This window comes from Nostoc sp. (assembly GCF_036917755.1).
Classification (GTDB): domain Bacteria; phylum Cyanobacteriota; class Cyanobacteriia; order Cyanobacteriales; family Nostocaceae; genus Nostoc.
In genome coordinates, this window is sequence record NZ_JBALFC010000002.1 from 19,930 (window position 1) to 44,873 (window position 24,944).

Below are 24,944 nucleotides of genomic sequence, written 5' to 3' on the forward strand. Positions count from 1 at the left end.
ATAGTTGGTGAACTGAACATTTTTATGCTCGCCAAAGATAGAGAAGCGAGAAAAGGAAGACCCAAACTACATCAACAAAGTGCCAAAATAGAGTAGTCGCACTTGTGCCGAAGTGAGTCTGATTATAATTGCCTGGAATGAATGAGCGAATCAGCATAATTATCTGAAGCACAACACCAGCCAGAACGTGTAGACCGTGGAAACCTGTTAGCAAGTAAAATGTCGAACCAACTAATCCTGTAGTCAGCTTGAAATCGAGATTCTTCCACTCAATTAATAGACCAATTAGAAAGTAGGTTCCCATTGCGATCGTTATCAGCCATAGCCAGCGAAATTTACTGAGTTGATTACGCTTGAGAGCATTTTCTGCTGGTTGAATAACAAAGCTGCTAGAAAGTAATACTACCGTATTAATAATCACAAGGGTAGACAATTCTGGCCCAGAAATACCGGGTGGTAGCCAGTTAGTAGTATTCAGTCGCAGAACAACATAAGTAAAGATAAAACTCAAAAAGATGATACTCTCTGACAGCAGGAACACGGTAAACCCGAACATTCCTTTACCATGATGATCTTCATGACTCCCACCACCACTTGGCAGGAAGCGCTGCAACCAATTTGGTAGGCGTCGCCGCCACTCTTCAAAACGGATCGGACTTTCATCTAAATGAATGGGGCGACGTTGCATAATTCGTAATTCGTAATTCGTAATTCGTAATTAAAATTGGTCTAACTCCTTACTCACCGTTATCAGAATTTGCTATTACTGAGTATTTTGGATCGCCATAGTCGTAGGGAGGTCTTGTGACAATCGGAATCTCTGCAAAGTTATCTCGCGGTGGTGGTGAAGTGGTTGTCCATTCCAATCCACTAGCGTGCCAAGGATTATCAACCGCCCTTGGCCCATATAGCCAAGAACCGACAATATTGGCAATAAAGGGCAGAGTTGATACTCCCAGTAAGAATGCCGCTAGACTAGCGATGACGTTCCATCCTTGATACCGTGGATCGTAGGAAGAGACTCGGCGCAACATCCCTTGCAAACCTAACGGGTGCATGGCAAAGAAGGTAATATTGGCAGGAATAAAGGTCAGCCAAAAATGCAGCTTGCCCCAGCCTTCAGCGTACATCCTTCCAGTTATTTTGGGAAACCAGAAATAAATGGCTGCGAAGATTGCCATCGTGATGGTGTTGAAAACGATGTAATGGAAGTGACCTACCACAAAATAAGTGTTGTTGACATGAATATCAAACGGCGTTGCTGCAAGCATGACACCAGTAACGCCACCGAAAATAAACATCGCTGCTGCTCCCATCGCAAATAGCATTGGTGTTTCTAAATGCAGCTTGCTTTTCCAGATAGTGGCAGTCCAAGCAAATGCCTTCACGCCAGTCGGTATGGAAACCAGCATCGATGTAAACATAAAAGTCATCCGCATCCAGCCAGGGGTGGCACTGGTGAACATATGATGCACCCAAACGAAGATGCTGACAACAGCAATACCTAATGAGGCGATCGCTACTGACCGATAACCAAACAAAGGATTCCGGGAAAAGGCTGGCAGAATCTCTGCAATAATACCGAAGGCTGGTAGCGCCATGATATAAACTGCCGGGTGAGAATAGAACCAGAATAAATGCTGGTAGATGATGGGATCGCCATTCTCTTCTGGTTTGAAGAATTGCGTACCGAAAGCGAGGTCAAACAACAGCAGTATCAATGCACCTGTCAAGGCTGGTAAGTTAATCAACTGCAACAACTGGGCGCTGAGAACTGACCAAACAAACACAGGCATTCGGAAAAATGTCATCCCTGGCGATCGCATCCAAAAGATGGTAGTCACAAAATTCACAGCCCCCATGATCGAGGAAATGCCGATCAATATGAGACTGACGATCCAAATAAATTCACCGTTAATTAGTTGACCGGGCGGAAATTGCAGACTGACTGGTGGATAAGACCACCAACCTGCTTGTGCAGTCCCATTGGGTAGCAAAAAGCTAGATATTAGCAAAATACCTGCTGGTGGCAGAATCCAAAACGAGATGGCATTAAGTAAAGGAAACGCCATATCCCGCGCTCCAATCATTAATGGCACTAAGTAGTTAGAAAGTCCGGCATTGAACGGGATAATCCACAGGAAAATCATGATCGTGCCGTGCATGGTGAACAAGCCGTTGTAAAGGGGGCGGTCAACCACATTTGATTCCGGAGTCAGCAGTTCGGCACGAATCATCATCGCCAACAGCCCGCCAATCAGGAAGAAAATAAACGTCATCACCATGTATTGAACACCGATAACCTTATGGTCGGTGCTGAAGCTGAAATATTGCCGCCAGCCATCAACAGGCTCTTTATCCTGGGCGATCGCTTCACTGAATTCATGTGTCATTACTTAACTTCCTTTGATTCGCTACGGCTTTGGGAGTGGGTGCGACAGTATACCAGCCGCTTTTAAATAATATCTTTGGTGGTTGGATATGTTCGGCAACTGCCTGATTTTTTATAGTCGTTGGTTCGCTAGCCATTTGGACGAGCCACTGGTTATACGCTCCAAGGGATTCAACGTATACATCTGCTTCCATCAAGGCAAAGTAAGTACCACTAAATTGAGAATCTTTCAGCTTATATTTTCCTGTGCGAGTAGGCGTTAGCACAATGTCAATGTCGCGTTTGGGGATAATATCCTGTTTTAAGCGGAACTCAGGGACGTAAAAACCGTGAATTACATCTTGTGCGTGCAGATTCAAGCGAGTGCTGCGATTTATTTTCAAGTGTAATTCGTTACTGGTAACATTATTTGGATAGCGGAAAGACCACTGCCACTGTTTAGCGAAAACATCAATAGTTTCAGAAGCAGGTTTGGGAACGTCGCTGACTAGTGCAGCGTTAGCTGATTCTGAGGGCAGATGCAAATGCACGATTTGTCCTAAACCCAAGATATTTAATTGCTGATAAATATGGAAACTTTGAAAAGCAATCCACAACACCAGCAGAGTCGGGGTTGCTGTCCAGAGAATTTCTAGCCTGACATCGCCTCTAGAGGGGTGTCCTTCGCTGTAGTCATCCTTGGATGCACGAAAGAAAAGTACCGAATACACCATCATGCCAACCAGCCCAAGCAAGATGAAAGCTCCAATTGAAACTAAGAAGCTAAACAAATCATCTACTTTTTTTGCTTCTGCGGTGGCTTCAAGAGGCATCCAGGAGTAAGCTTGCTGTCCAATCCAATGGCTGATAACGAGCAGCAATGCGATATAACCAGCTATTAGTAAATATTCTAAAAATCTAAACATAGCAATTTTCCGCAAGTGACCAACCCCAAATAGTATGATAATTCAGCGTTGGCTGGATATAGCAGTCTGCTTTGATTTTTGTTCGCGCAGCGTGGCGTAGCCATAATTATTTGCGTAGACAGGGAGTGGGGAGTAGGGAGTGGCGAACAAGTCTTTTCGGGGTGTACTGATTTTTTCAAAAATCAAATACGAGTCCTATAGATCCATAAATGTTTACGCAGTGGTTTTTAGTGACGGCGACCGAATCCTTTAAACATGGGTGTACTCAGTCAGCGCTATTGCTTCTATTACTTATTGGAAAAAGTGGGTTAAGTGGGTTAAGTAGGATCTTTTATATAAACCCTTGCTTATACTATTGATAAGCTGTAACTTGATGCATGAAGTACATAGTCAATCCAGAGTCACACTTATCAACGACATCAGCTCATAATCTTAATATATCAGAGTTTCCAATGAACTTTGTGCGTGCAATGAATTGAAGAGATTCAAGATGATTGCTAAAAAGCCATCGACAGTTTTGTTGAGTAAACGTTCTTTCCTGACGTCCAGTGTTTTGAATTTCGTGAAAAACACCTTCAAAACGCTGACGAACACGACTAAAAAAGTGCTTCAAGCAATGCTGAGACAAAATTTATAATCTAAAAGAGTTTTATGACGCAGCATCTCCAATTTAGCAAGCGATTCTTGCTATTTGTTACTCCGTTGTTAGCTAGCTCTGTGGTTGCAACTTCACCTAGTCAGGCTGCAACTTTTGCATTATCTGAAGGGCAATTAGTTTTTACAAACTTTAGTCAAAGCCCTTGGGGAACTTTCACAGATACTCACACCAACACGGGAGCAATTTTTCAGGGTGGGAACGTCAAAGCCAGCGCTGATGCCCAAGCAACTTTTAAAGTTCTTTCACCCGAAGCTTTAAATTCATCTTTAAGTTTAGCTGAGGGGATGAATAATGATTATTTAGGATTGGCAGAAACTCAAGCTAAACTTATCGGCAACTTCTCTATAGTAGCAGGTAAATCTTTCTCTTTTGACTTTAGAACTTTGGGAAATTTAAAAACATCTATCAACGATTCGTCAAAAGAAGAGGCGAAAGCAAATGGAGATATATTTTGGGTCTTGATTGACAAAGATCACAATAATAAAACTTTAGATTTCTTTAATATAAAAGGTAATTTATTTACAGAAAGTGATGGGGATTTCCTGAAAATAAATCAGAGCAAAAATGTGGCGATAACCAATCAAAGAATCAAGTCTAATTTTGGAGGCAAGGAAGAATTTGCGACAGTTCTTGTTGAGGGTTCCCTAAAAAGAGTTTTTGCTAATACAACTAATTTAGCCTTAGTAGAAGTTAATACTAGTCAGGTTGTAGTTAAAGCACCTGAACCATCAGTTAATGTAGCTTTACTAATTTCTAGTGGTGTGATTGGCATTGTATTAAAACGTAAACGTAAAGTAAATATCTCCACTTGTTCTTTAAAATGAATGTACATAACCAACTTTCGTGTCTAATTATTAATAATAAATATCTCAAAGCTTTATTCCTTTCTAGAAACTAGCCTGACTACGAGACTGGCGATCGCTCCCTTCTTTGCAGATATCGCACCCCATAAGTTAGTCACAGAGATATTTGTGCAGTTGTCGGAGATGCCTTGTCTTAGTGGATATACTTGGCAAAGTAGTACTTTATACATTTAGTCAACCAAAAAGTTTTTTAGAAGTCTTACTATAGACATAGGCGTGAAAAAGAATCTAGAGACGTAGCACTGCTACGTCTCTACAAGGGTTCTGGATAACGCATACATATTTAATTTCTGGAGATGTCTACTGCACTATCTATTCTTTCATTTGTGGTTACTAGTACAGTACGGCGTAAATAAGCCACCCATTCCAAATCAATGAAACACTTATGCTGTATACCTGTTTGAATTTTGAATTTTGAATTTTGAATTCCGCCTTGCGGTACTAGGGTTCTCACCCCGATTTCTATTTGACCCAGTTCCCACAGCAGTTCTTGTTGTTTGTCATTGGGTAAATGTCCGTAATTATTTATCCATCCTAAAAGTGCTTGTAGTCTGATTCCTATATCTTGTCCTGGGACTATATCTGCCAACCAGGAAACAGCAACTGAAGAACCACAACAGTCGCATACACAAGTATGGCGATGATACTCTATGTGCCACTTGCTGTGTTTCGATTTTGATTGGTTCTTCTCTGGGAAAAAGGTATGGTTGTGGGAATTTACTAATGTGTGTGCTTGATCACAATATTGATGTGTTTAATCTCACTGCTAATTGAAACAACTTATTATATCAAGCAATATGCGCCGTTATGACTCATACCGCACTACTCTACCTCGTCGCCTAGTTGTTTAAAGATTTAATATATAAATGGGTTTTAAATATATTTTTTGGTTAAAGATAATCTATTAGGTGATTTTTCTGAAAATTTACCGAAGAAAGTCTTCAAGTATTCAAATTTGAACTTGATCAGTGTAAGTTCAATATGTAAATATTCTGATCGCAAATCTATTTTAATCACTTGCATTTATTCCACTAAACGAGGTATGATGCAAACGTCAAATAACTTGCCAGATGTTCCTTTAAAGGTACTACATAGGGCAGGTAAAGAATTTACTCTAGAATCTTCCAAGTAAACTTAAGCAATATTTGTTTAAGTGCAACTTTGCTTGATTATTCAGGAGGGAGGAGGCAGGAAGCACCCACGCCGTTGCGTGTGGGATTGAAGCAAGGACAACACCAGATGCTCTACTTGAGCAAAGCCCAAGACCGCACTCGCCCCTTTGGATATCGGGCTACGCGTCTCGATATAATTATTTTGATACTAGTGCGGCTTTAAACCCACAACTTAAGTTTCTGTTAATACTTCTTTCCTCTTGCCGTCTGCCTTTGTTCGTAAAAGCTGCAAAACTTATGATGTGCTTTATAGTTTTTATAGCCTTCTACTTCCTGTAGCCTACCGAAAACTAGCTTTTTAGTATTCAAGGTTACTTTTCTTGAGATTGAGGCTATCCCTGTGTTATTCCCCTAGACTCGTAAAACACTAGGGGAATAACACAGGGCGCTAATTGCACATTGTGTAGATATCTAATTAACCTTGTAGAGTTAATTAGATGTGCAGTTGTGGTCTTTTTGCTGTCAAGCTTTGATCACACCACTGTAATGGATTACGTTTGGCCATAATTTAAGACTCATGCAATCTATGCAATTATGTCAAACCATTTTAGTCAAGACAAAACTGTTAAAAAGTTAGAGATGTCTGAAATCAGTCTTTTAATGCTTTTTCTGGATCAGGTCTTGTTCAAGAGCATGAAAGCTAATTTTCAATCAATATCTCGATCTGGAAAAAATTCGGGGAGTTGGTGATTGAGAACTGGAAGAATTGGTGTAGCGATCGCTACACTCACAAAATTTTGATGTAAAAAGAATTCTTCTCAATCACCAATTACCCAGGCCGCTGATTGTCAAAATGAGCGAGCCATATTCGTGTGTGACTATGTTGATGGAGTTAGTTGATGTTTACCTTAAATGTAGCTAAACAAAAATACCTTGTATGTAAAAGAAAGATGGTTTCTTACCATGCTTTTTCCTCCCAACATTACTCTCAGGAGGCTTGGGGCTTCCTCCATGAAAATATTGTATTTAACAATACTTTTAATTAATTTTTGAATCTGATTCAGATTGATAACTAAATTCTGTTGTGGAGATTAGAAAATGCCACCAGTACTTTCGGGACAAGATGTGGGTGAAAGGCTCTTGTACACCTTGGGTGCAAAGCTTTCAGAAAAAGAATTACAAAACTTTCTAGCAGAAATGGAGATTGTGGAGCCACCAGTAGCGAAGCAGTTCTGGCAATCTGCACAAACGAATCCTGGTATCTACATTATCCTTACAGGTAAAGTCCGACTGTTAGATAGCTCCGAGAATTTAATCACTACCTTTGGTGCATGGTCTGTTTTCGGCGAATTGACTCTGTTTCCCGAAGCTAACTTTAGTCCTTATGTAGTCAGAGCTTCGACAAACCTAAAACTGGGCTATTTTAGGGAAGAGGCATTGCAAATATTAATAGAGAAATATCCTAACATTAGCGATCGCCTATACGCCCGTGCAGAACTTTGGGATTTGCTGTTGTTATGTCGGCAAATCTCGCAATTTCCCTCCCATACTTCACAAGTTCCAGGAATGCTCAAAGCCCTATCTCTGTTTGAGCGACAGCAGCTAGAAACTGGCTTTGTAAATCCACAAATATCCGAAAATTCCCAGTTGTGGCTATTGTACAGAGGTCAACTGCGCCATTCTGAAGGTCATTCTTTGACCCCAGGCACAATCTTTGCCCAACCAGAACAAGGAGATTGGCAAGCGACACAACCAACAATTGCTTACATTCTGAAAAACGACGATATACAAGCAGCACTAGAATACTTACCGGAGTTGGGGGAGTGGGGAGTGGGGAGTGGGGAGTGGGGAGTGGGAAGTGGGGAAAAAACTTCCCAATCTCCAAAATCTAAAATTATTCCTTTTCCTCAACGAGTTCAACAGTCAGAACAACAGCCAAAAAATTCACGTTTTTACTTTCCTAGTCCGAAGGTAAAAATGGGGCATTGGTGGAAACGCCTCACCAAGAGCTATCCCTTCTATGCCCAACAAAGTGCTGCCGATTGTGGCTCTGCTTGCTTGGTGATGATTGGTAACTATTGGGACAAGCGTTTTAGTATCAATCGCCTGCGGGATATGACCAACGTCAGCCGCAACGGTGCATCCCTGAAGGCTATGGCAGCAACAGCAGAAAACCTCGGTTTTGCCACCCGTCCGGTGAAAGCCACTCTTGAGAAATTAGCAGAACAACCTTTACCTGCAATTGCCCACTGGGAAGGCAACCACTTCATTGTTGTCTATGAAATCACGAAAACGCGGGTGATTGTGTGTGACCCGGCTCTTGGTCAACGCAGCCTGACAAAAGCTGAATTTCAAGCAGGTTGGAGTGGTTATGCATTGTTACTCCAACCTACAGCCCTCTTAAAAGACGCTAAAAACGAAAGTAGAAGCTTCTGGAAGTTTTTTGAGTTAATCAAACCTCACTATCGAACATTATTAGAAATCTTTGCAGCTTCGGTAGTAATTCAATTATTTGGACTGGTAACGCCCGTATTCACCCAGTTGTTGCTCGATAGAGTACTTGTGCAACGTAGTGTTACAACCTTAAACGCCATTGGTGTGGGAATGATTGTTTTTGGGTTGTTTGGTGTCGCTGTCAACGCTCTACGGCAATATCTTTTATTTCATACTGCTAACCGCGTTAGCATTGCCCTACTCGTAGGTTTTATCAAACATACCTTCCGCTTACCCCTTTCCTATTTCGAGTCGCGTTACGTTGGGGATATAGTCTCGCGCATCCAAGAAAACCAGAAAATTCAGCAATTCCTTACCGGTCAGACACTCTCCATCATCTTGGATATGCTGACATTAGTGGTTTATCTGTCCTTGATGTTCTCCTATAGCTGGCGGATGTCATTATTCGTGCTGTGTACTATACCGCCATTTTTTATCTTGGCGCTGGCTAGCACAAGTATTTTGCGCCGCATTTCCAGAGAGATTTTTAATGCAAACACCAAAGAACAAAGCTATCTCATCGAATCCCTCAGTGGAATTCGTACCGTCCGCTCATTAGCAATTGAACAGACGGTGCGCTGGCATTGGGAGGAATTGCTGAATGATTTGGTTAAAAAAGCCTTTAATGCTCAGATAATCGGCAATCGTCTGCAAATTATCAGTGGTGTCATCCAAACCTTTGTGAATACTGGATTGCTGTGGTATGGAGCTATCCAAGTAATTAATGGCGAACTGACTATTGGACAATTAGTTGCTTTCAATATGTTGGTGGGTAACGTCTTGAGTCCTTTCCAACGGCTGGCTATGCTGTGGAATCAATTGCAGGAAATCGTGATTTCCACCGAACGGATTAATGATGTGTTGGAGGCAGAACCAGAAGAAGATTTAGAAACTAAACCCCGGAAGTCGTTGGGTAAATTGCACGGTAACATTCGCTTTCAGAATGTCACCTTTCGCTACCACTCCGAAACTGAGACTAATGTACTAGAAAATCTGAACTTTGAAATCCAGGCGGAACAGATGGTGGCAGTTGTGGGGCGGAGCGGTTCTGGAAAAACAACCCTCAGTAAATTAATTTTAGGTTTATATCCACCGACAGATGGCAAAGTACTCATTGATGATCATGACATCACGAGTATTGTCTTGCGATCGCTGCGTTCTCAAATTGGTGTTGTAGACCAAGATACTTTTTTGTTTGGTGGGACTATTCGGGAAAACATTGCGATCGCTCATCCAGATATCTCTTTAGAAGAAATTATCCAAGCTGCAAAATACGCCGGAGCCGATGAATTTATTCAAAAACTACCGATGGGTTACGAATCCCAAATTGGTGAAGGCGGCGGTATGCTCTCTGGTGGACAGCGCCAACGTTTAGCGATCGCTCGTGCGCTGCTCGGAAATCCTCGGTTATTACTATTTGATGAAGCCACCAGCCACCTAGATTCCGAATCAGAACGAATTATTCAAAACAACCTCAAAACAATACTTCAAGGGCGCACAAGTTTAATCATTGCCCATCGCCTCTCTACAGTCCGCAACGCTGACTTGATCCTGGTTTTAGATCAAGGCGTTTTGGTAGAAAGCGGCACCCACGACGAATTAATCGCTAAAAAAGGTCATTATTACTACCTGAATCAACAACAACTGGCTCAAGTTAGTTGACATTTGGGCATGGGGCATGGGGCATGGGGCATTGGGCATTGCTTATTTCTCCCTCATCCCCCTCATCCCCCTCATCCCCCCCACTCCCCACTCCCCACTCCCCACTCCCCAGTCCTCATTATCAAAAATAAAACCATGCCAAATCCCAATAGATCATCGCCACTTCCCCAAGATCAGCCAGATGAGCATCAAAGTTACATACAGCAAGAGGAATCTGTAGAGTTCAACGAGCAGATAGAGACAGAAAATGATAGTCAAGATTTGCACTACGGTACCGAAGGATTACTCAATGCCTTACCTCGAGTTTGGACTCGTGGTTTGTTGTATGTACTCATCGGCTTTGCTGTTCTAGCCTTGCCTTGGGCAACTCTCTCACGAATCGATGAGACTGGTAGCGCCAGAGGGCGGATAGAACCTAAAGGCGCAACTCAAAAATTAGACGCTCAAGCTGGTGGGAGTGTCAAAGCAGTTCGGGTCAAAGAAGGAGATACAGTCAGAGCCGGTCAGGTTCTACTGGAACTGAACTCCGATTTGCTGCAAACGGGACTGCAAGAAGTCGAGAGCAAATTGCAAGGGCTACAAAATCGGCAATCGCAACTGGAACTGCTCAAAAATCAACTCTTAATGTCAACTACCCTCTTAGAGCAACAAAATAAATCCCAAGAATTAGAAAAAATGGCTCAAGTTAACCAGGCACAGCAAAACCTGGATGCCAAACTGAGTAGCTATAACCTCCAAAAGTTAGAAAAACAAGCATTAGTTAAGCAAGCAGAGCAGCAGATTTACACGACTCACGATGATCAGCAATCGGCTAAAACTCGTTTGAGTATAGATTCTAGGCAAGTTGAACGCTTTAGCAAACTCGTTCAGGATGGTGCGGTTTCTGCAACCCAAATTGATCAACTCAAAAAAGAAGAACAAGAAAGCAAACGACTTTATCACAAGGCTATATCAGATATCAAACAAGCACAATTGGGTTTAGTGGAAGAACTAAATCGTTATCAAGTCACTATCAAGACGTTGGAATCTGATATCAAACAAGCAAAGCTCCGACTGCAAGAAGAACAAAGTAGTTATAAAAGTCTGATGCAAGCCGGGAAACTGGCTGTAATGAAAAATCAGGAGCAGTTAAAAGACCTACAGACGCAAATAACAGCAGCGAAATCAGAAGTGGCTCAGACTAAAAGCCAGATTACATCTATAAGAGTTCAAATGCAGCAACGAGTGGTGCGATCGCCGATTAATGGGGTGATTTTTGAATTACCCACCACTAAGCCAGGAGCAGTAGTCCAAGCCGGTCAAAGGATTGCCCAAATCGCACCCCAAAATACAGACTTTGTACTCAAAGCCCAAATACCTAATCAGGATAGTGGTTTCTTGAAGGTAGGAATGCCAGTCAAAGTCAAGTTTGATGCCTATCCCTTCCAAGAGTATGGAATTGTTCCAGGGAAAGTTACTTGGATTTCTCCTGACTCGAAAGTTAGCCAAACACCCCAAGGGAACATCGAAACCTATGAGCTAGAAATCACCTTAGAACAGCAGTATGTCCAAAATGGCAGCAAACGTATTCAATTAGGTGCCGGTCAGACAGCAAATGCTGAAGTCATCATTCGTCAACGGCGCGTGATTGATTTTGTTTTAGATCCATTCAAGAAATTGCAAAAAGGCGGTTTAGAGATGTAGTCAGAACCTTGCCGTTGGCGCAGCCTCTCGTAGATAAGAAAAAGACAACGAGAAGAATTAATAATCAATGCCCAATGCCCAATGCCCAATGCCCCATGCCCCATGCCCCATGCCCCATGCCCAATGCCCCATGCCCCATGCCCAATGCCCCATGCCCCATGCCCCATGCCCAATGCCCTTAATTATTGGAGAATGTTATGCCCCGCAATCTGACCATTTCTAGTTCAGATATCATTCAGAGTCTCAAACTCTCCTGTCAGATACCTGATGTCGTGGAAGCAATAGCATCGCAAAGCATTATTGCCGAAGCAGCTAAAGAGCTAGGAATTACAGTCACGCAAGAAGAATTACAGCAAGAAGGAGATGACTTACGGTTTGCTAAAAAGCTTGTCAAAGCGAAAGAAACCTGGACATGGCTAGAAAAACACCACCTGTCTGTGAATGAGTTTGAAGAATTAGCCTACAACAAAATCCTTTCGCGGAAGTTAGCAAATCATCTATTTTCTGCTCAAGTCGAAAAGCACTTTTATGAACGCCAACTAGATTATGTCGCCGCCGTTACCTACGAAGTCGTCTTCGAGGATCGAGACTTGGCTTTAGAGCTTTTTTATGCCCTAGAAGAAGGCGAAGTCAATTTTCCTGAAATCGCTCGTTTATATATCCCAGAACCAGAACTGCGCCGTGCTTATGGATACCAGGGACTCCGATACCGCAAAGATTTTCGTCCAGAGATTGCAGCAGCTGTATTTGCTGCTGCACCACCACAAGCTCTCAAACCGATTACGACTCCTAAGGGGGTGCATTTAATTTGGGTGGAAGAAGTCATTCAACCCCAACTAGATGAACAGTTGCGCCAAAAAATCATTACAGAATCATTTTCTCAATGGTTAAAGCAACAAATCAACGTGATGAAAATAGTTACTCAGATCGACTCAGATGCAAATGTGCGATCGCCGGATAAATTGCTAAATATGTCATTCCCCAAGACTAAATAGGTTATTCAATTCCAAATGTTTTTGTAGCTAACTATCTCCCCTAACTTATGGTAGATGTCTCTAGCCTTCAAAAATGTTATTTGTACTGATGTTATCTGCTTAAAAATTTAATATTTTTTCGTTATGAGTATTTTGTAAACGCATTTATAATGTGCTGTTTTGACGCGATTAAAACTTAAATTAAATCGCTGTAAGTTTTACTGGACAAGAGTATTTTAACTTTTTGTCCAAATTTCTTATGCAATTTTTTCTAGCTTTCAATTAATCCTATAAATGATATATATGATGACTATTAATCTTAAAAAGTATTAGTTTTATTAATCAAAAATTATTCAAAAAAGCATTGACTTTTTTGAGGAATAACCTATAGTAAGTATGTAACCAGCAAAAACAAGGTTGGTTACAGCAAAGATTCCCAAACATCCAATTTCAGGAGAAACTCAAATGATTATTTCTGATCTAAACTACTTGGAAATTACCTCTGAAGAAGTTCTTGGTGGTTATAGTTTTGTTGCTGAAAAGGCCATAAATATCGCATCTAACCTTGTCGAAAATGTTGCCATCAACAAGAACGTAAACTCCGCCGCTACTGTTAAAGGCAACCTAGCTAATTCTGAAACCCAAGCTACTGCATTCGGTCCCAACAGCCTGGCTGAAACAACTGGTTTCACCAATACCACTCCTAATTCTTCTGCTGCTAACTCATTGGCTGTATCTGCTACCAACAGCTAATTCATAGTCTGTAGCAAGTATGTAGCCAAAAAAAGTTGGTTACAGAAACGATTCCCAAAAAAACTACAAATTTCAGGAGAAACTCAAATGATTATTTCTGATCTAAACTACTTGGAAATTACCTCTGAAGAAGTTCTTGGCGGTTATACTTTTACTGCTGAAAAGGCCATAAACATCGCATCTAACCTTGCTGAGAACGTTAACATCAACAAGAACGTAAAATCCGCCGCTACTGTTAAGGGCAACCTAGCTAATTCTGAAACCCAAGCTACTGCATTCGGTCCCAACACCCTGGCTGAAACAACTGGTTTCACCAATACCACTACTAATTCTTCTGCTGCTAACTCATTGGCTACATCTGCTACCAACGGCTAATTCATAGTCGGTATATGCTACCAGATCAGAATTAAACTCTACTCACAAAGAGTATTAACTCATGCAAGTAGAGTTAGGCTTGAAAGCCTAGTAGATTCATAAATAGCCGAAGGCTCTCTGCTGATTTGTGCTTTCGGCTTTTACCTAAACTACATCATTTGATCTTAAATAACTGTTTCCTCAATAAATTTTTACAATATTTAGTCCTCAACCCAGGCTACAGTTATGTGCTGTTTGCCCGCCCTGAATTAAAATTCTGGGTTAGTATTCTTTATTGCTATTAAAGTAGGGTGGATACTGCCTACCATTTGCTGAAGCCCTTATTTTGCGCCTTACCAATGGTTGTTGAGAATGGTACAAGCTTTCAGTTTTAACAGACTTAAAATCAGTATTTCAGTCGGTTTTAACCAAATTAAGTTATAAATTTCAGAAACTTGAGTTCCTTGCAGATATAAGAACAAAAGACAAATGAAGTAAAAATACTTATATAAGTTATGACTACAATTTCTGAGATTCTCCAACTCGCTGTTCAACATCACCGAGCCAAGCGCTTCACTCAAGCTGAAGAGGTTTATCGTCAAATTATAGACATAAATCCCCAGCAGCCAGATGCACTATATGCCTTAGGTATGCTGGCGCAGCAGCGGGGAGAATATCAAAATTCAGAGCAATTTTTCCAAGCAGCCTTGCAATTACAGCCAGAAGCAGCCGCAATACACAACAGCTTGGGGTTTACTCTACAACAACAGGGTAAACTAGAAGAAGCGATCGCCTACTATGAAAAAGCACTAAACATTCTACCCGACTGCATAGAAGTGCAAATGAATCTGGGTAATGCTCTCCATCTTCAAGGAAAGTTACCACCAGAAGAACAAGCCCACTATGCAGACTTAAATCAGCAGTTTGCTTTAAGTAGGCAACAAGTAGAGGATTTCAAGATTGCAGAGTTATATTATCGCCAAGCTATTGCATTGCAGCCAGATTTGGTAGAAGCTCATAATAATTTAGGAGAAGTACTCCAAAAACAAGGGCGATTAAATGATGCCCTTAAGTCTTACCAACAAGCAATAAAAATTAAACCTGACTATTCTTACGCCTATCACAACTTAGGCTATTTTTTCCAGGAAAAAGGCAACTTTGAGGAAGCAATAGACGCTTACAAAAAAGCATTAAATATTCAACCTGATTTGGTAATCACCCATAACAACTTAGCAAATGCTCTGAAGGCACTAAATAGATTTGATGCCGCGATAGAATGCTATCAAGAAGCTATCAGAATTCAACCTGATGTTGATTATATCTATTACAACTTAGGAACACTACTTAGAGATAATAACAAAATAGAAGCGGCAGTACAGGCATTTGAACAAGCTGTCAAAGTTACGCCAAGCTATGCTCGTGCTAAATTGGGTGTTTGTATCAGCCAACTGCCAATTATCTATTCCAGTGTTGATGAAATTGAATTCAGACGAAATCAGTATCAACAGCATTTGCAAAATTTAGCGAAAGGTTATGAATTAACTAATCAGGAAGAACGGGCAAAAGCCGCTGAGTTTGTGGGAGCATTACAGCCCTTTTATTTGACATATCAAGGCTTAAATGACCGAGATTTACAGCGAACTTATGGGGAAATGATTTACCAGATTATGTCAACTCGCTATCCCCAAAGTGTCCAGCCGCTTGTTATCCCAAATTTAGATAAGAATCAAAAGGTTCGTATTGGGATCGTCTCTGGGTTTTTCTATCATCATTCTAATTGGAAAATCCCGCTTAAAGGTTGGGTAGAAAATCTGGATCGAAGTGAGTTTGAATTATTTGGTTATCATACTGGGGTCAGAAAAGATGATTCAACAATCAGTGCCACCAAGACTTTTGATAAATTTGTTCAAGGTGTTCCCTCACTTGAACAATGGTGTGAGGTAATCACAGAAGATAAATTACATATCCTAATTTTCCCCGAATTTGGGATGAACCCAATGACAATCAAACTGGGTTGTCTGAGATTAGCGCCAATTCAAATGACATCTTGGGGACACCCTGAAACCAGTGGACTACCGACAATTGACTATTACTTGAGCAGTGACTTAATGGAACCAGAAAATGCTCAAGAACATTATACAGAAAAATTAGTTAGATTACCCAATCTATCTATTTATTACACACCTTTAGCAATTGAACCTGAAGTAATTAACAAACCAGATATAGGTTTAAAAGAGGATGAAATTTTCTTCTGGTGTTGCCAGTCATTATATAAATATTTGCCCAATCATGATGATGTTTTTCCCGCCATTGCCAAAGGGTTAGCAAATTCTAAATTTGTGTTTATTAAACACGAAAGTCAAGAGATTACTGAAGTCTTTCGCCAGCGCTTAAACAATGCTTTTGCAGCATTAGGCTTAGATTATCAAAAGTACTGTTTATTTTTGTCTCACATGAATAACAGAAAGTTTGCTGGGACTACAGCCTTAGCTGATGTTTTTTTGGATAGCATTGGTTGGTCTGGATGTAACTCTACTTTAGAATCTATTGCCCATAATATTCCCGTTGTCACTTTACCAGGAGAACTGATGCGGGGACGGCATTCTTTGGCAATTTTGCAGATGATGGGTATAGAAGAAACGATCGCCTCAAATAAAGCAGAATACGTGCAAATCGCCATCCGTCTGGGGAAAGATGCTGAATATCGGCAATATATCTCCCAGCAAGTGGCAGAAAATAAGCATAAATTATATGGCGATTTAAAACCAGTCAGAGCGCTGGAAGATTTTATTTTGCAGCTGGTTAATAAACCAAGACAATTTGATGCTAAAGATGTTTCTGAAGTCTTTAAACTTGCCGTTCAACATCATCGGTCTAATCGTCTAGAGGAAGCTGAACAGCTATATCTTCAGGTGATCGAAAAACAACCAGACTATTCAGAAGCATTATATGGTTTAGGGATGCTGGCACAGCAGAAAGGTGCGTTCCAGTCAGCACAGAAGTATTTGAATACAGCTTCGCAACTTCAGCCTAACTCTGTGAAAATTTGGTTTAGTTTAGGCAATTTATATCAAGGACAAGGACAGTTGTTAGAAGCTGAAGAAGCTTACAAAAAAGCTATTGCTTTGCGACCTGATGCAGGAACAATTTACAATAATTTGGGCTACACCTTGGAACAACAAGGTAAGTGGTCAGAAGCGATCGCATCCTATGAAAAAGCTCTGGAATTTCAGCAAAACTGCATAGAAGCGGAAGTCAATTTAGGGAATGCGCTTTTTGCCCAAGGGAAGCTCTCAACAGAGAAACAACCCTATTATGCTCAATTGAATTATCAGCTGGGCATTGCCCGCCAACAAGCAGGTGATTGGCAAACTGCTGTTGTTTACTATCGAGCTGCGATCGCACTACAGCCTGATTTGATTGAAGCTCATTATAACTTGGGGGTGGTACTGCAAGAACAAGGAAAAGAAGAAGAAGCGATTGCTTGCTATCAAAAAACTTTGGAGTTTAATCCCCAACACCAGTCAGCCAACATCAAATTAGGACAGATTTACCAAACCCAGCACAACTAACAACTAAAAATTTGTGGTTAAACGGGTCGTTTTACCTGATATCCAACTCCGATCAATCTAAACTTAAACTTTCAAATTAAGGAAAGAAAATTTGTGGCTTTTAATTTAGGAACCAGCGGTAATGACTTAATTACAGGGACTGCTGCAAGCGATATATTGTTTGGAAATTTCGGTAATGATACTCTACTTGGGTTAGGAGGAGATGATTATCTTAGTGGCGACCAGGGTAACGATTTATTAAATGGTGGCAATGGTAGCGATCGCCTCTTTGGGGGTGACGACAATGATACGCTTCTAGGTGGCCTCGGCGATGACTTTCTCGATGGTGGAGTAGGCAACGACAGAGTAGATGGCGGTGATGGCGATGACAATATTCAAGGCGGAGTGGGTGACGACACCTTATTGGGCGGAGCCGGTAATGATCGCATCTTCGATATCACTGGCAATAATCTCATTTATGGGGGAAGCGGCAATGACTTCATCCAAGGAGCCAGTGGTAGTGCCTTTACAGGGGGAGGACAAGATACGATTTATGGGGGTGACGGGAATGATCAAATATTCGGGCTAAGTCAAAACGATTTCCTCTATGGAGATGCTGGCAATGACACCCTCAGTGGCGATAGTGGCGATGATCGGCTGGAAGGGGGCAATGGCGACGACAACCTCGATGGCGGTTTCGGAAATGACCTTCTGTTCGGCGATCTTGGAAAGGATACTCTAAATGGCAACATCGGCAATGACACCCTCCAAGGGGGCGGCGATGATGATATTCTCATCGGCGGTGCTGGTGATGATGTTCTCGTGGGTGTGGGTCGGGGCAGCCAGGAAAGTTTCGGAGGAAAGTCACTAGGTTTTGGGGAAACCGATCTCTTGACCGGAGGGCCTGGGGCAGACGTGTTTGTACTTGGAGGTAATGGACAATTCTACTACCTCGGTGGTTCTACTGTCGGTAAGGGTTTGACTATCTTTGATGCGGCTGTGATTGGTGTGGAAAGTAATGGGGTGCTGAAACGGGACTTCGATCCGACGGTTGATCGCATCCAGTTACAGAAGGGACTCAATTATAAACTGGGACAAGCCAGCTTTTTTAGCGCAGTTGACACTATTATTTATGCAGACTTTGGCAAGGGGAATGATATTCTAGGGGTTGTGGTTGGAGCAACACCAGCAGAAGTCGCGCCTACCCTAAAAATTGTAAATACTGGTTGACTTTTACATCACAAGTACTAATATTCCAGGAGGCAGTAAAAAATATGTTCTTAGCAATTTTCCAGAAAGTTAAAGACTTCTTCATCAGAATAGTCAAAGACGAAACTTTTCACAGCCAACTCCTGAGCAAGAAAGTTGAAGAGTTGAAAAAAACTGTAGAAAATGGAAGTATGCAAATAGCTGATTTACCATATTTACAGAATGTTTCAAAAGACGAATTGATTTTAGGTTCTCGTGGAGTGAATGTGATATCTGGGGCATTCGCTTTCGGGTCAGATAGTTACCCTTTTGCTAGTGCAAATAGTTCTTCCAAAACTTGGTCAACGGATGATTACACATCAAATGGCACAGGATTAGCTGAGGCATGGGGTGATAATGCTACAGCTAACCTAGCAACGGCAGGTAATGGTAATATAGTGATTAGAAATTCTAAATTTAAATCTTATCTAAACACTGCTTCTGCAAGTGGTTCTGTAATCTCGATTGATTCGGACTCCGTAGTGAGTATTTCCGACTTGTTTGAAAGTTTATTTTGAGGTTTTCCAAGTCATGATTTTTAAGTTAGTTATTTTCATTCAATTCTAGCTTCTGACACCTTGATTCTGCTTTGTTAAATCAGAGCTATTGAGAATCAATAATACCTGAAGGCACAAAACACCTGTGGGTTTTCTGTAAAACCTACCAGCTAAACTTTGTCGTGTGGTTGCAGTTGAACTGCCCATATTTTATTTGAGTAGTTAATAAGCTCAACAGAGGTTTTCATGTCATCACTAGCTACACTTTCAGACTTTATTATTTCCACTGTCAAAGCCAATCTCGATCCAATTTCAAATCTCAATCTCAATTTCAATTTCAATTCCAATTACAATTACAGTTCCAATCCCAATTCCAATTCCCATTTCAATTACAATTACAATTTAAATCCCAAACCCAAACCCAAACCCAAACCGAATTTTGTTACCGCTCAAGAGAATACTGTTTTCTCTAACTATAGTCAAAGTCCTTCAGGAACTTTGACTCAAGCCCAGACGAAGACATTAGTTCAAGGTGGCTTGGGTGTTGCTATTGCTGAGGCTAAAGCGAGTTTTCTTAAGACTGACACAACTTTTTCAAAACTCTTCACTGATGCTAGTGCCATTGGATTCAAGGGTCAGTTTACAGGTAGTTCCGATAGCAAAGCAAAAGTACTTGCTAATTTTAGGGTTGACGCTAATCAAAACTTCTCTTTTGATTTTTCAGCAAATTTAGCACTGAAAGCTAAAGAAATTGAAAATTCCAAAGTTGAATATAACAAAGGTCTGTCTAAAACCGCTTTTTTGGTGTTAGACACTACAAATCCCAATAAGCCCATAGTTTTAGATTATTTTGGTATCCAGGGTAATTTAATCTCCTCTAATAAAATCGCCGATCTGACCGTTGGTAATAGTCGCAATGTTACGATTAATTTTCGGAATAAAATTTCTGAGACTAATGGCGACAATGGTAGTGACTTCCTCAATGGTAGTGCTGTTGGGACTTATCAACGGAATTTTACTCACAATAGCAACATAACTGTAGTTGAAATTAATACTAGTACCGTTCAATTGGCAGGAGATACTTTAATTGGCAACTTGGGTAAAGATGTTATCTATGGCACGATTTGGAACGATAATTTAACGGGAACCAACGGTGCGGACAAACTTTATGCCAGCTTGGGGAATGATAAGCTATATGGAAAACAAGGTAATGATGTCCTCGACGCAGGCCAAGGTAATGATACGCTAGATGGTGGCTCAGGCAATGATACGCTAGATGGTGGCTCAGGCAATGATATCCTGACTGGTGGTAGTGGTAATGATGTCTTGGTTGGTGGCGGTGGTAAAGACACATTTATTTTCAAAAAAGCCGATACCTACTTAAGAAAAGACTTTGATGTAATTAAAGATTTCCAAGTTGGTATTGATAAGATTGTATTAGATGGCTGGGGTTATACTAATACTAGTTTTAAGCTAGGTAGTATTATTACAGATAGCAAAGATGGTGCTGTCTTAAAATTAGATTCTTTATTAAATCAAGAAACAATACTAATTTCAGGTGTGAATGCCAGTAAGATTAACGCTCAATCAATAGCATTTAGTTAAGGCTAATTGCTTTCCAGAAAAACTACTCTTATCCCGAATAATTCCCTGACTTTTCACTCTGATCTGGAAAACTTAACTTCCATTCCTCTCTCCTGCAAGGAGAGAGGTTTTGAATTCTCTCCTTTCAGTTAGAAATTTAAGGCTGACACATTTTTCTCCTATCGGATGAAACCACCCTGCTTTTGAAGAGAGGGAAACAGGCGAAATATTATTTTATACTTATCAGCCGTCCTCTGAGGCTATACTAACCCGTAATATCAATTCTATGTGAGCCTGCATAGAATAATCCTTTTATCTAGCAAGGATTTCAGGCAGATGATTATATCAACTTAATAATTCATATAGATAGCCATGAATACTACTAATATTTCGGAATCTAAAGTTAAATCTCTGATTAAAATCGCAGTGCAGAAGCATCAGTCAGGTCAAGGGGATGAATCTGAATCGCTATACAAAACAGAAGTGGCTGAAATCCTCCAACTAGCGGTTCAACATCAACGAGCTAATCGTTTAGTGGAGGCTGAACTGTTATATACTCAAGTTCTGGAAAAACAACCTGACCACCCGGAAGCTTTATATAGTTTAGGGATATTGGCGCAGCAGATGGGACTACCTGAAACTGCTGAACAGTGGCTAAGTGCGGCTTTGCAAATTCAACCTGATTCTGTTAAGACTTGGTTCAGTTTAGGTAATTTGCGTTTAGTTCAGGAACAGTTTTCCCAAGCAGAGAAAGCTTACCGTCAAGCTTTAGTTATATTACCTGACTCACTGCCAATTTACAACAACTTGGGCTATGCTCTGCAACAACAAGGACTATTTGACGAAGCAATTAACTACTATCAAAAAGCTCTAGAGTTAAAGCCAGACTTTATAGAAGCAGAGGCGAATTTGGGCAACACGCTGCACGCTCAAGGTAAGCTTGCTAGCGAGCAACAATTTTACTATGCACAATTGAATCATAAATTGGGTGTTGCCCGGAAAAAAGCAGGGGATTTAAAAACTGCTGTTATTTATCACAAACAAGCGATCGCACTACAGCCAGATTTCCTAGAAGCTTATTATAACTTGGGACTGGCGCTGCAATCACAAGGGGAGTTAGAAAAGGCGATCGCCTTTTATCAAAAACTCTTGCAACTTAATCCTAACTATGGAGAAGTTTACCTCAACTTAGGCAAAATTTACCAACAGCAGAATCAATTTCAGAAAGCAGTTTCTGCCTATCGACAAGGGTTAAAGCTGATTAATCCTCACTATGCCGCATCTTTAGCAACTGGTGAGGATGCTGAAATTCTTCAACAAGTACCAGTTACACCCTCAATTCCCCAAGGGGAGGTAATTGTAGGAAAATACGGTTTTCCGGCTATCCAGACCGTAGTAGATCATACACTCAATCGTCCTTTCTGGAGTGTGGTGGTAACTGTACATAACCGGATAGATTATCTACTCGAATGCCTTGCCAATGTGTTGGCACAATGGCAGGGAGAAGAGCAGATGGAAATCATCGTTATGGACGATGCTAGTAGAACGCCAGTATTTGAACTGGTAAATAGTATTGGACAAGGGATAATCCACTACTACCGCAATCAGCAAAACCTCGGTCTGCCAGGAAATTGGAATGCGGGAATTGCCCTAACTCGCGGTTGGTGGGTTCATTTACTTCACGACGATGATTATACTCTCCCAGGTTTTTATTCCCGGCTGCAAGAGAGTTTAGAAGGGTGTTCAGATTCTGTGGGAGCAGCTTTTACGGGTTATCAAAATATTAACGAGAAAGGGGAAGTAATTTTCCACCAACAAGTCTATGGACAGCGAGGGATTGCTAAAAATTGGCTGCAACGCATTGGAGTTAATAACTTATTGAATATGCCTGCGGTGGTGATTCGTCGAGAGGCGCACGAACAATTGGGGGTATATCATCCCGAATTGACCTATACAACTGACTGGGAACTTTATAAACGCATTGCAGCTGTTTACGATTGGTGGTACGAACCAGAAATTTTAGCTTGTTACCGCCAATATGCTAATAACATGACTAGCGAACTTTTGCTGACTGGGAAGCAGATGATATCCATCCGGCGGGCAATTGAAATTTCAGAAAGTTATTTTCCCACTGAATACTGTGATGAGATTACGACCCAATCCCGGAGTTATCATTTTATTTATTGTCTAAAATCAGCCCTAACTCCTCTACGGGCTCTTAATCTGACTGGAGCTTGGCAAGTCTTAGAAGAGGCTCTAAAAATAGATCATAGCCCGAAAGCGATCGCAAAGTTATTCAGTTGGTTAACACAGGAAGAAACAACTCCGCTTCGGGAAACAGGTTATATCCAGAAAGTGCTGGGCTATTACCAACAAGCGATCGCTCTTGAGCCAGACTTGTCAGAGGTGTATTATGACTTAGGGAACATTCTGCAAGAACAAGAGCAGCTAGAAGAAGCGATCGCATCCTATCACCAAGCTTTAAAACTCAATCCTCAAAACTGGGAAATCTATAACCGTTTGGGTCAGGTTTACCAAATTCAAAACCAGATTGCAGAGGCGATTTCAGTGTATCGTCAGGGGTTGACCTTACTTAATCCCCATTACGCCAAAGCAGTGGCTGCTTACCAGAATGCTGCCATCACTCCAGAAATGCTCGTGACTCCACCGATTCCCCAAAGTGAGATTACTATTGGAGCTTATCAGTTTCCAGTGATTCCACCTGTCACAAACCCAGAGAAATCTGCACCATTTTGGACTGTGGTGATTCCGGTATATAACCGCACTAATTATCTGCTTGAATGTCTGGCTAGTGTGTTGGTGCAATGGTCTGGGGCAGAGCAGATGGAAATTTTGGTGATCGATAATGGCAGTACACCACCATTGTTTGATCTAGTAAATAGTATCGGGGAAGGAGTAATTCGCTACTACCGCAATCAGCAAAATATTGGAGTCCTGCCAAATCACAATGCAGGCATTTCCCTCAGTCGCGGCCAGTGGATTCATGTCCTACATGATGATGACTGTGTGCTTCCAGGTTTTTACGATCGACTCCAACAAAGTCTTCAAGGATGTTCAGATTCCATAGGAGCCGCTTTCACAAATTTTGAATATTTCAATCAAAAAGGAACAGTAATTGAAAAAGGTGAAGTGATTTCTTGGTTTGGAGATCACAAAGGTATCCCTCAGAATTTTTTGCAGAAGATTGGTGTGACATGTCCGTTACAGATACCTGCGGTTGTTATTCGTCGCCTCACTCATGAACAACTCGGAGGTTATCATCTAAAGTTAGTTTGCGCTCCTGAATGGGAACTTTATAAACGCATTGCTGTTTTTTATGATTGGTGGTATGAACCGGGAAGTTTGGCTCGTTACCGTATACATTCCCAGAGACAGACAGATGATGACTTATCATCTGGTATTCTGGCAACATCCATCCGCCTGGGTATAGAAATTTCTGAGAGTTATCTTCCTGCTGAACATCGCGCAGACATTACAACCCAAGCTTGTAGCTATAACTTCAATTATTGTCTGATCCGGGTGGCAATTCCTCTGAAAACTGGCAATGTTATCGGGGCTTTGCATATGCTCCAAGAAAGTCTCAAACTCGATCGCTCTCCGCAAGCGATCGCAAAGTTATTCACTTGGTTAAATCAAGATGAAACTGCTTTCCTCAGAGATGAGATTGCTGCCAAGTTATTTGCTATTTCAGGATAAAAGATTCCTACTGAATTAAAACTCCCACAAATTGCGATCGCGGTATTAGGGACTTCCAAGAAATAAATTATCCATCTTGTGGGGTGGGCATCCTGCCATTGGTGTCAACTTAAGCCCAAACCCTTTTAAAACCTCGTTTCTAGCCTCTGGCTAGAAATGCTTGTCATTGCGGCTATACAAACAAAGTCCACGGAGGTGGGCTAATACCGTTTCATTTTAATAATGATACAAATACGTTGGTAGGGGCACAGCATTGCTCATGCGTGTCAACTTAACGTGAAAGCCAGTCTATAAGCAGCTTTTAAGATTGTCTCGTTCCCAGTCGGAGACTGGGAATGCATTCCGAGAGGCTCCGCCTCAAGACTTGCGGCAGAGCCGCAACGAGCAGCATTTCCAGCCAGAGGCTGGAAACGAGGTTTGAAAAGGGTTTTGGCTTAAGTTGACACCAATGAGCATTGCTGTGCCCCTACGAGAAATCTATATGTATCAGGGTTTGTC

Annotated in this window: 15 protein-coding genes and 1 pseudogene; 12 read left to right on the top strand and 4 right to left on the bottom strand. The window is 41.3% G+C overall.

Going from position 1 to position 24,944, the window contains the following annotated elements; translation table 11 throughout:
- Positions 1-22: 22 nt before the first annotated feature.
- The 3 genes from V7L05_RS00910 to V7L05_RS00920 are packed head-to-tail and all read right to left on the bottom strand — an operon-like array spanning position 23 to position 3,297.
- Positions 23-688: a cytochrome c oxidase subunit 3 gene (locus tag V7L05_RS00910; protein ID WP_335160944.1), complete on the bottom strand. Its 666-nt coding sequence runs from the start codon at positions 686-688 to the stop codon at positions 23-25.
- A 49-nt stretch (positions 689-737) separates the two neighbouring features.
- Positions 738-2,393: a cytochrome c oxidase subunit I gene (locus V7L05_RS00915; RefSeq protein ID WP_335160946.1), complete on the bottom strand. Its 1,656-nt coding sequence runs from the start codon at positions 2,391-2,393 to the stop codon at positions 738-740.
- Positions 2,383-3,297 (bottom strand): cytochrome c oxidase subunit II, encoded by a 915-nt coding sequence (locus V7L05_RS00920; protein ID WP_335160948.1) that lies wholly within the window; start codon positions 3,295-3,297, stop codon positions 2,383-2,385. Before V7L05_RS00920 ends, V7L05_RS00915 begins: the two co-directional genes overlap by 11 nt.
- A 717-nt stretch (positions 3,298-4,014) precedes the next feature.
- On the opposite strand from V7L05_RS00920, the gene V7L05_RS00925 reads away from it, so the two are divergent.
- Positions 4,015-4,779, top strand: a complete 765-nt coding sequence (locus tag V7L05_RS00925; RefSeq protein ID WP_335160950.1) for a hypothetical protein — start codon at positions 4,015-4,017, stop codon at positions 4,777-4,779.
- 478 nt (positions 4,780-5,257) lie between these two features.
- On the opposite strand, the pseudogene V7L05_RS00930 reads toward V7L05_RS00925, so the two are convergent.
- A pseudogene (locus V7L05_RS00930) lies at positions 5,258-5,470 on the bottom strand (IS66 family transposase); the annotation flags it as partial.
- 1,558 nt (positions 5,471-7,028) lie between these two features.
- On the opposite strand from V7L05_RS00930, the gene V7L05_RS00935 reads away from it, so the two are divergent.
- From V7L05_RS00935 to V7L05_RS00985, 11 genes are all read left to right on the top strand, one after another.
- A complete protein-coding gene (locus V7L05_RS00935) occupies positions 7,029-10,085 on the top strand; it encodes a peptidase domain-containing ABC transporter (RefSeq protein WP_335160952.1) in 3,057 nt (1,018 codons plus the stop codon).
- Between the two features lie 135 nt (positions 10,086-10,220).
- Positions 10,221-11,768 carry an HlyD family efflux transporter periplasmic adaptor subunit gene (locus tag V7L05_RS00940; protein ID WP_335160954.1) on the top strand — a complete coding sequence of 516 codons (1,548 nt, stop codon included), beginning with the start codon at positions 10,221-10,223 and terminating at the stop codon, positions 11,766-11,768.
- A 14-nt stretch (positions 11,769-11,782) separates the two neighbouring features.
- Positions 11,783-11,950, top strand: a complete 168-nt coding sequence (locus V7L05_RS00945; protein ID WP_335160956.1) for a hypothetical protein — start codon at positions 11,783-11,785, stop codon at positions 11,948-11,950.
- A 15-nt stretch (positions 11,951-11,965) separates the two neighbouring features.
- Positions 11,966-12,763, top strand: a complete 798-nt coding sequence (locus V7L05_RS00950) for a peptidylprolyl isomerase (RefSeq protein ID WP_335160958.1) — start codon at positions 11,966-11,968, stop codon at positions 12,761-12,763.
- A gap of 444 nt (positions 12,764-13,207) precedes the next feature.
- Positions 13,208-13,495 (top strand): hypothetical protein, encoded by a 288-nt coding sequence (locus V7L05_RS00955; RefSeq protein WP_335160960.1) that lies wholly within the window; start codon positions 13,208-13,210, stop codon positions 13,493-13,495.
- 87 nt (positions 13,496-13,582) lie between these two features.
- The gene (locus tag V7L05_RS00960; RefSeq protein WP_335160962.1) at positions 13,583-13,870 is read left to right on the top strand and encodes a hypothetical protein; all 288 of its coding nucleotides are present in this window, start codon (positions 13,583-13,585) and stop codon (positions 13,868-13,870) included.
- Positions 13,871-14,364: 494 nt separating this feature from the next.
- The gene (locus V7L05_RS00965; protein WP_335160964.1) at positions 14,365-17,421 is read left to right on the top strand and encodes a tetratricopeptide repeat protein; all 3,057 of its coding nucleotides are present in this window, start codon (positions 14,365-14,367) and stop codon (positions 17,419-17,421) included.
- Positions 17,422-17,514: 93 nt separating this feature from the next.
- Positions 17,515-18,630 carry a calcium-binding protein gene (locus V7L05_RS00970; RefSeq protein ID WP_335160966.1) on the top strand — a complete coding sequence of 372 codons (1,116 nt, stop codon included), beginning with the start codon at positions 17,515-17,517 and terminating at the stop codon, positions 18,628-18,630.
- Positions 18,631-18,674: 44 nt separating this feature from the next.
- On the top strand, positions 18,675-19,166 hold the full coding sequence (locus tag V7L05_RS00975) for a hypothetical protein (RefSeq protein WP_335160968.1): 492 nt from the start codon (positions 18,675-18,677) through the stop codon (positions 19,164-19,166).
- Between the two features lie 477 nt (positions 19,167-19,643).
- Positions 19,644-20,750 carry a calcium-binding protein gene (locus tag V7L05_RS00980; RefSeq protein WP_335160970.1) on the top strand — a complete coding sequence of 369 codons (1,107 nt, stop codon included), beginning with the start codon at positions 19,644-19,646 and terminating at the stop codon, positions 20,748-20,750.
- A gap of 351 nt (positions 20,751-21,101) precedes the next feature.
- Positions 21,102-24,446: a tetratricopeptide repeat protein gene (locus V7L05_RS00985; RefSeq protein WP_335160972.1), complete on the top strand. Its 3,345-nt coding sequence runs from the start codon at positions 21,102-21,104 to the stop codon at positions 24,444-24,446.
- Positions 24,447-24,944: the final 498 nt, after the last annotated feature.

Coding starts and splice junctions, on each gene's coding strand:
- V7L05_RS00910 (WP_335160944.1), bottom strand. CDS start 688: ATGCAACGTCGCCCCATTCATTTAGATGAAAGTCCGATCCGTTTTGAA.
- V7L05_RS00965 (WP_335160964.1), top strand. CDS start 14,365: ATGACTACAATTTCTGAGATTCTCCAACTCGCTGTTCAACATCACCGA.
- V7L05_RS00920 (WP_335160948.1), bottom strand. CDS start 3,297: ATGTTTAGATTTTTAGAATATTTACTAATAGCTGGTTATATCGCATTG.
- V7L05_RS00950 (WP_335160958.1), top strand. CDS start 11,966: ATGCCCCGCAATCTGACCATTTCTAGTTCAGATATCATTCAGAGTCTC.
- V7L05_RS00935 (WP_335160952.1), top strand. CDS start 7,029: ATGCCACCAGTACTTTCGGGACAAGATGTGGGTGAAAGGCTCTTGTAC.
- V7L05_RS00985 (WP_335160972.1), top strand. CDS start 21,102: ATGAATACTACTAATATTTCGGAATCTAAAGTTAAATCTCTGATTAAA.
- V7L05_RS00940 (WP_335160954.1), top strand. CDS start 10,221: ATGCCAAATCCCAATAGATCATCGCCACTTCCCCAAGATCAGCCAGAT.
- V7L05_RS00915 (WP_335160946.1), bottom strand. CDS start 2,393: ATGACACATGAATTCAGTGAAGCGATCGCCCAGGATAAAGAGCCTGTT.
- V7L05_RS00975 (WP_335160968.1), top strand. CDS start 18,675: ATGTTCTTAGCAATTTTCCAGAAAGTTAAAGACTTCTTCATCAGAATA.
- V7L05_RS00955 (WP_335160960.1), top strand. CDS start 13,208: ATGATTATTTCTGATCTAAACTACTTGGAAATTACCTCTGAAGAAGTT.
- V7L05_RS00960 (WP_335160962.1), top strand. CDS start 13,583: ATGATTATTTCTGATCTAAACTACTTGGAAATTACCTCTGAAGAAGTT.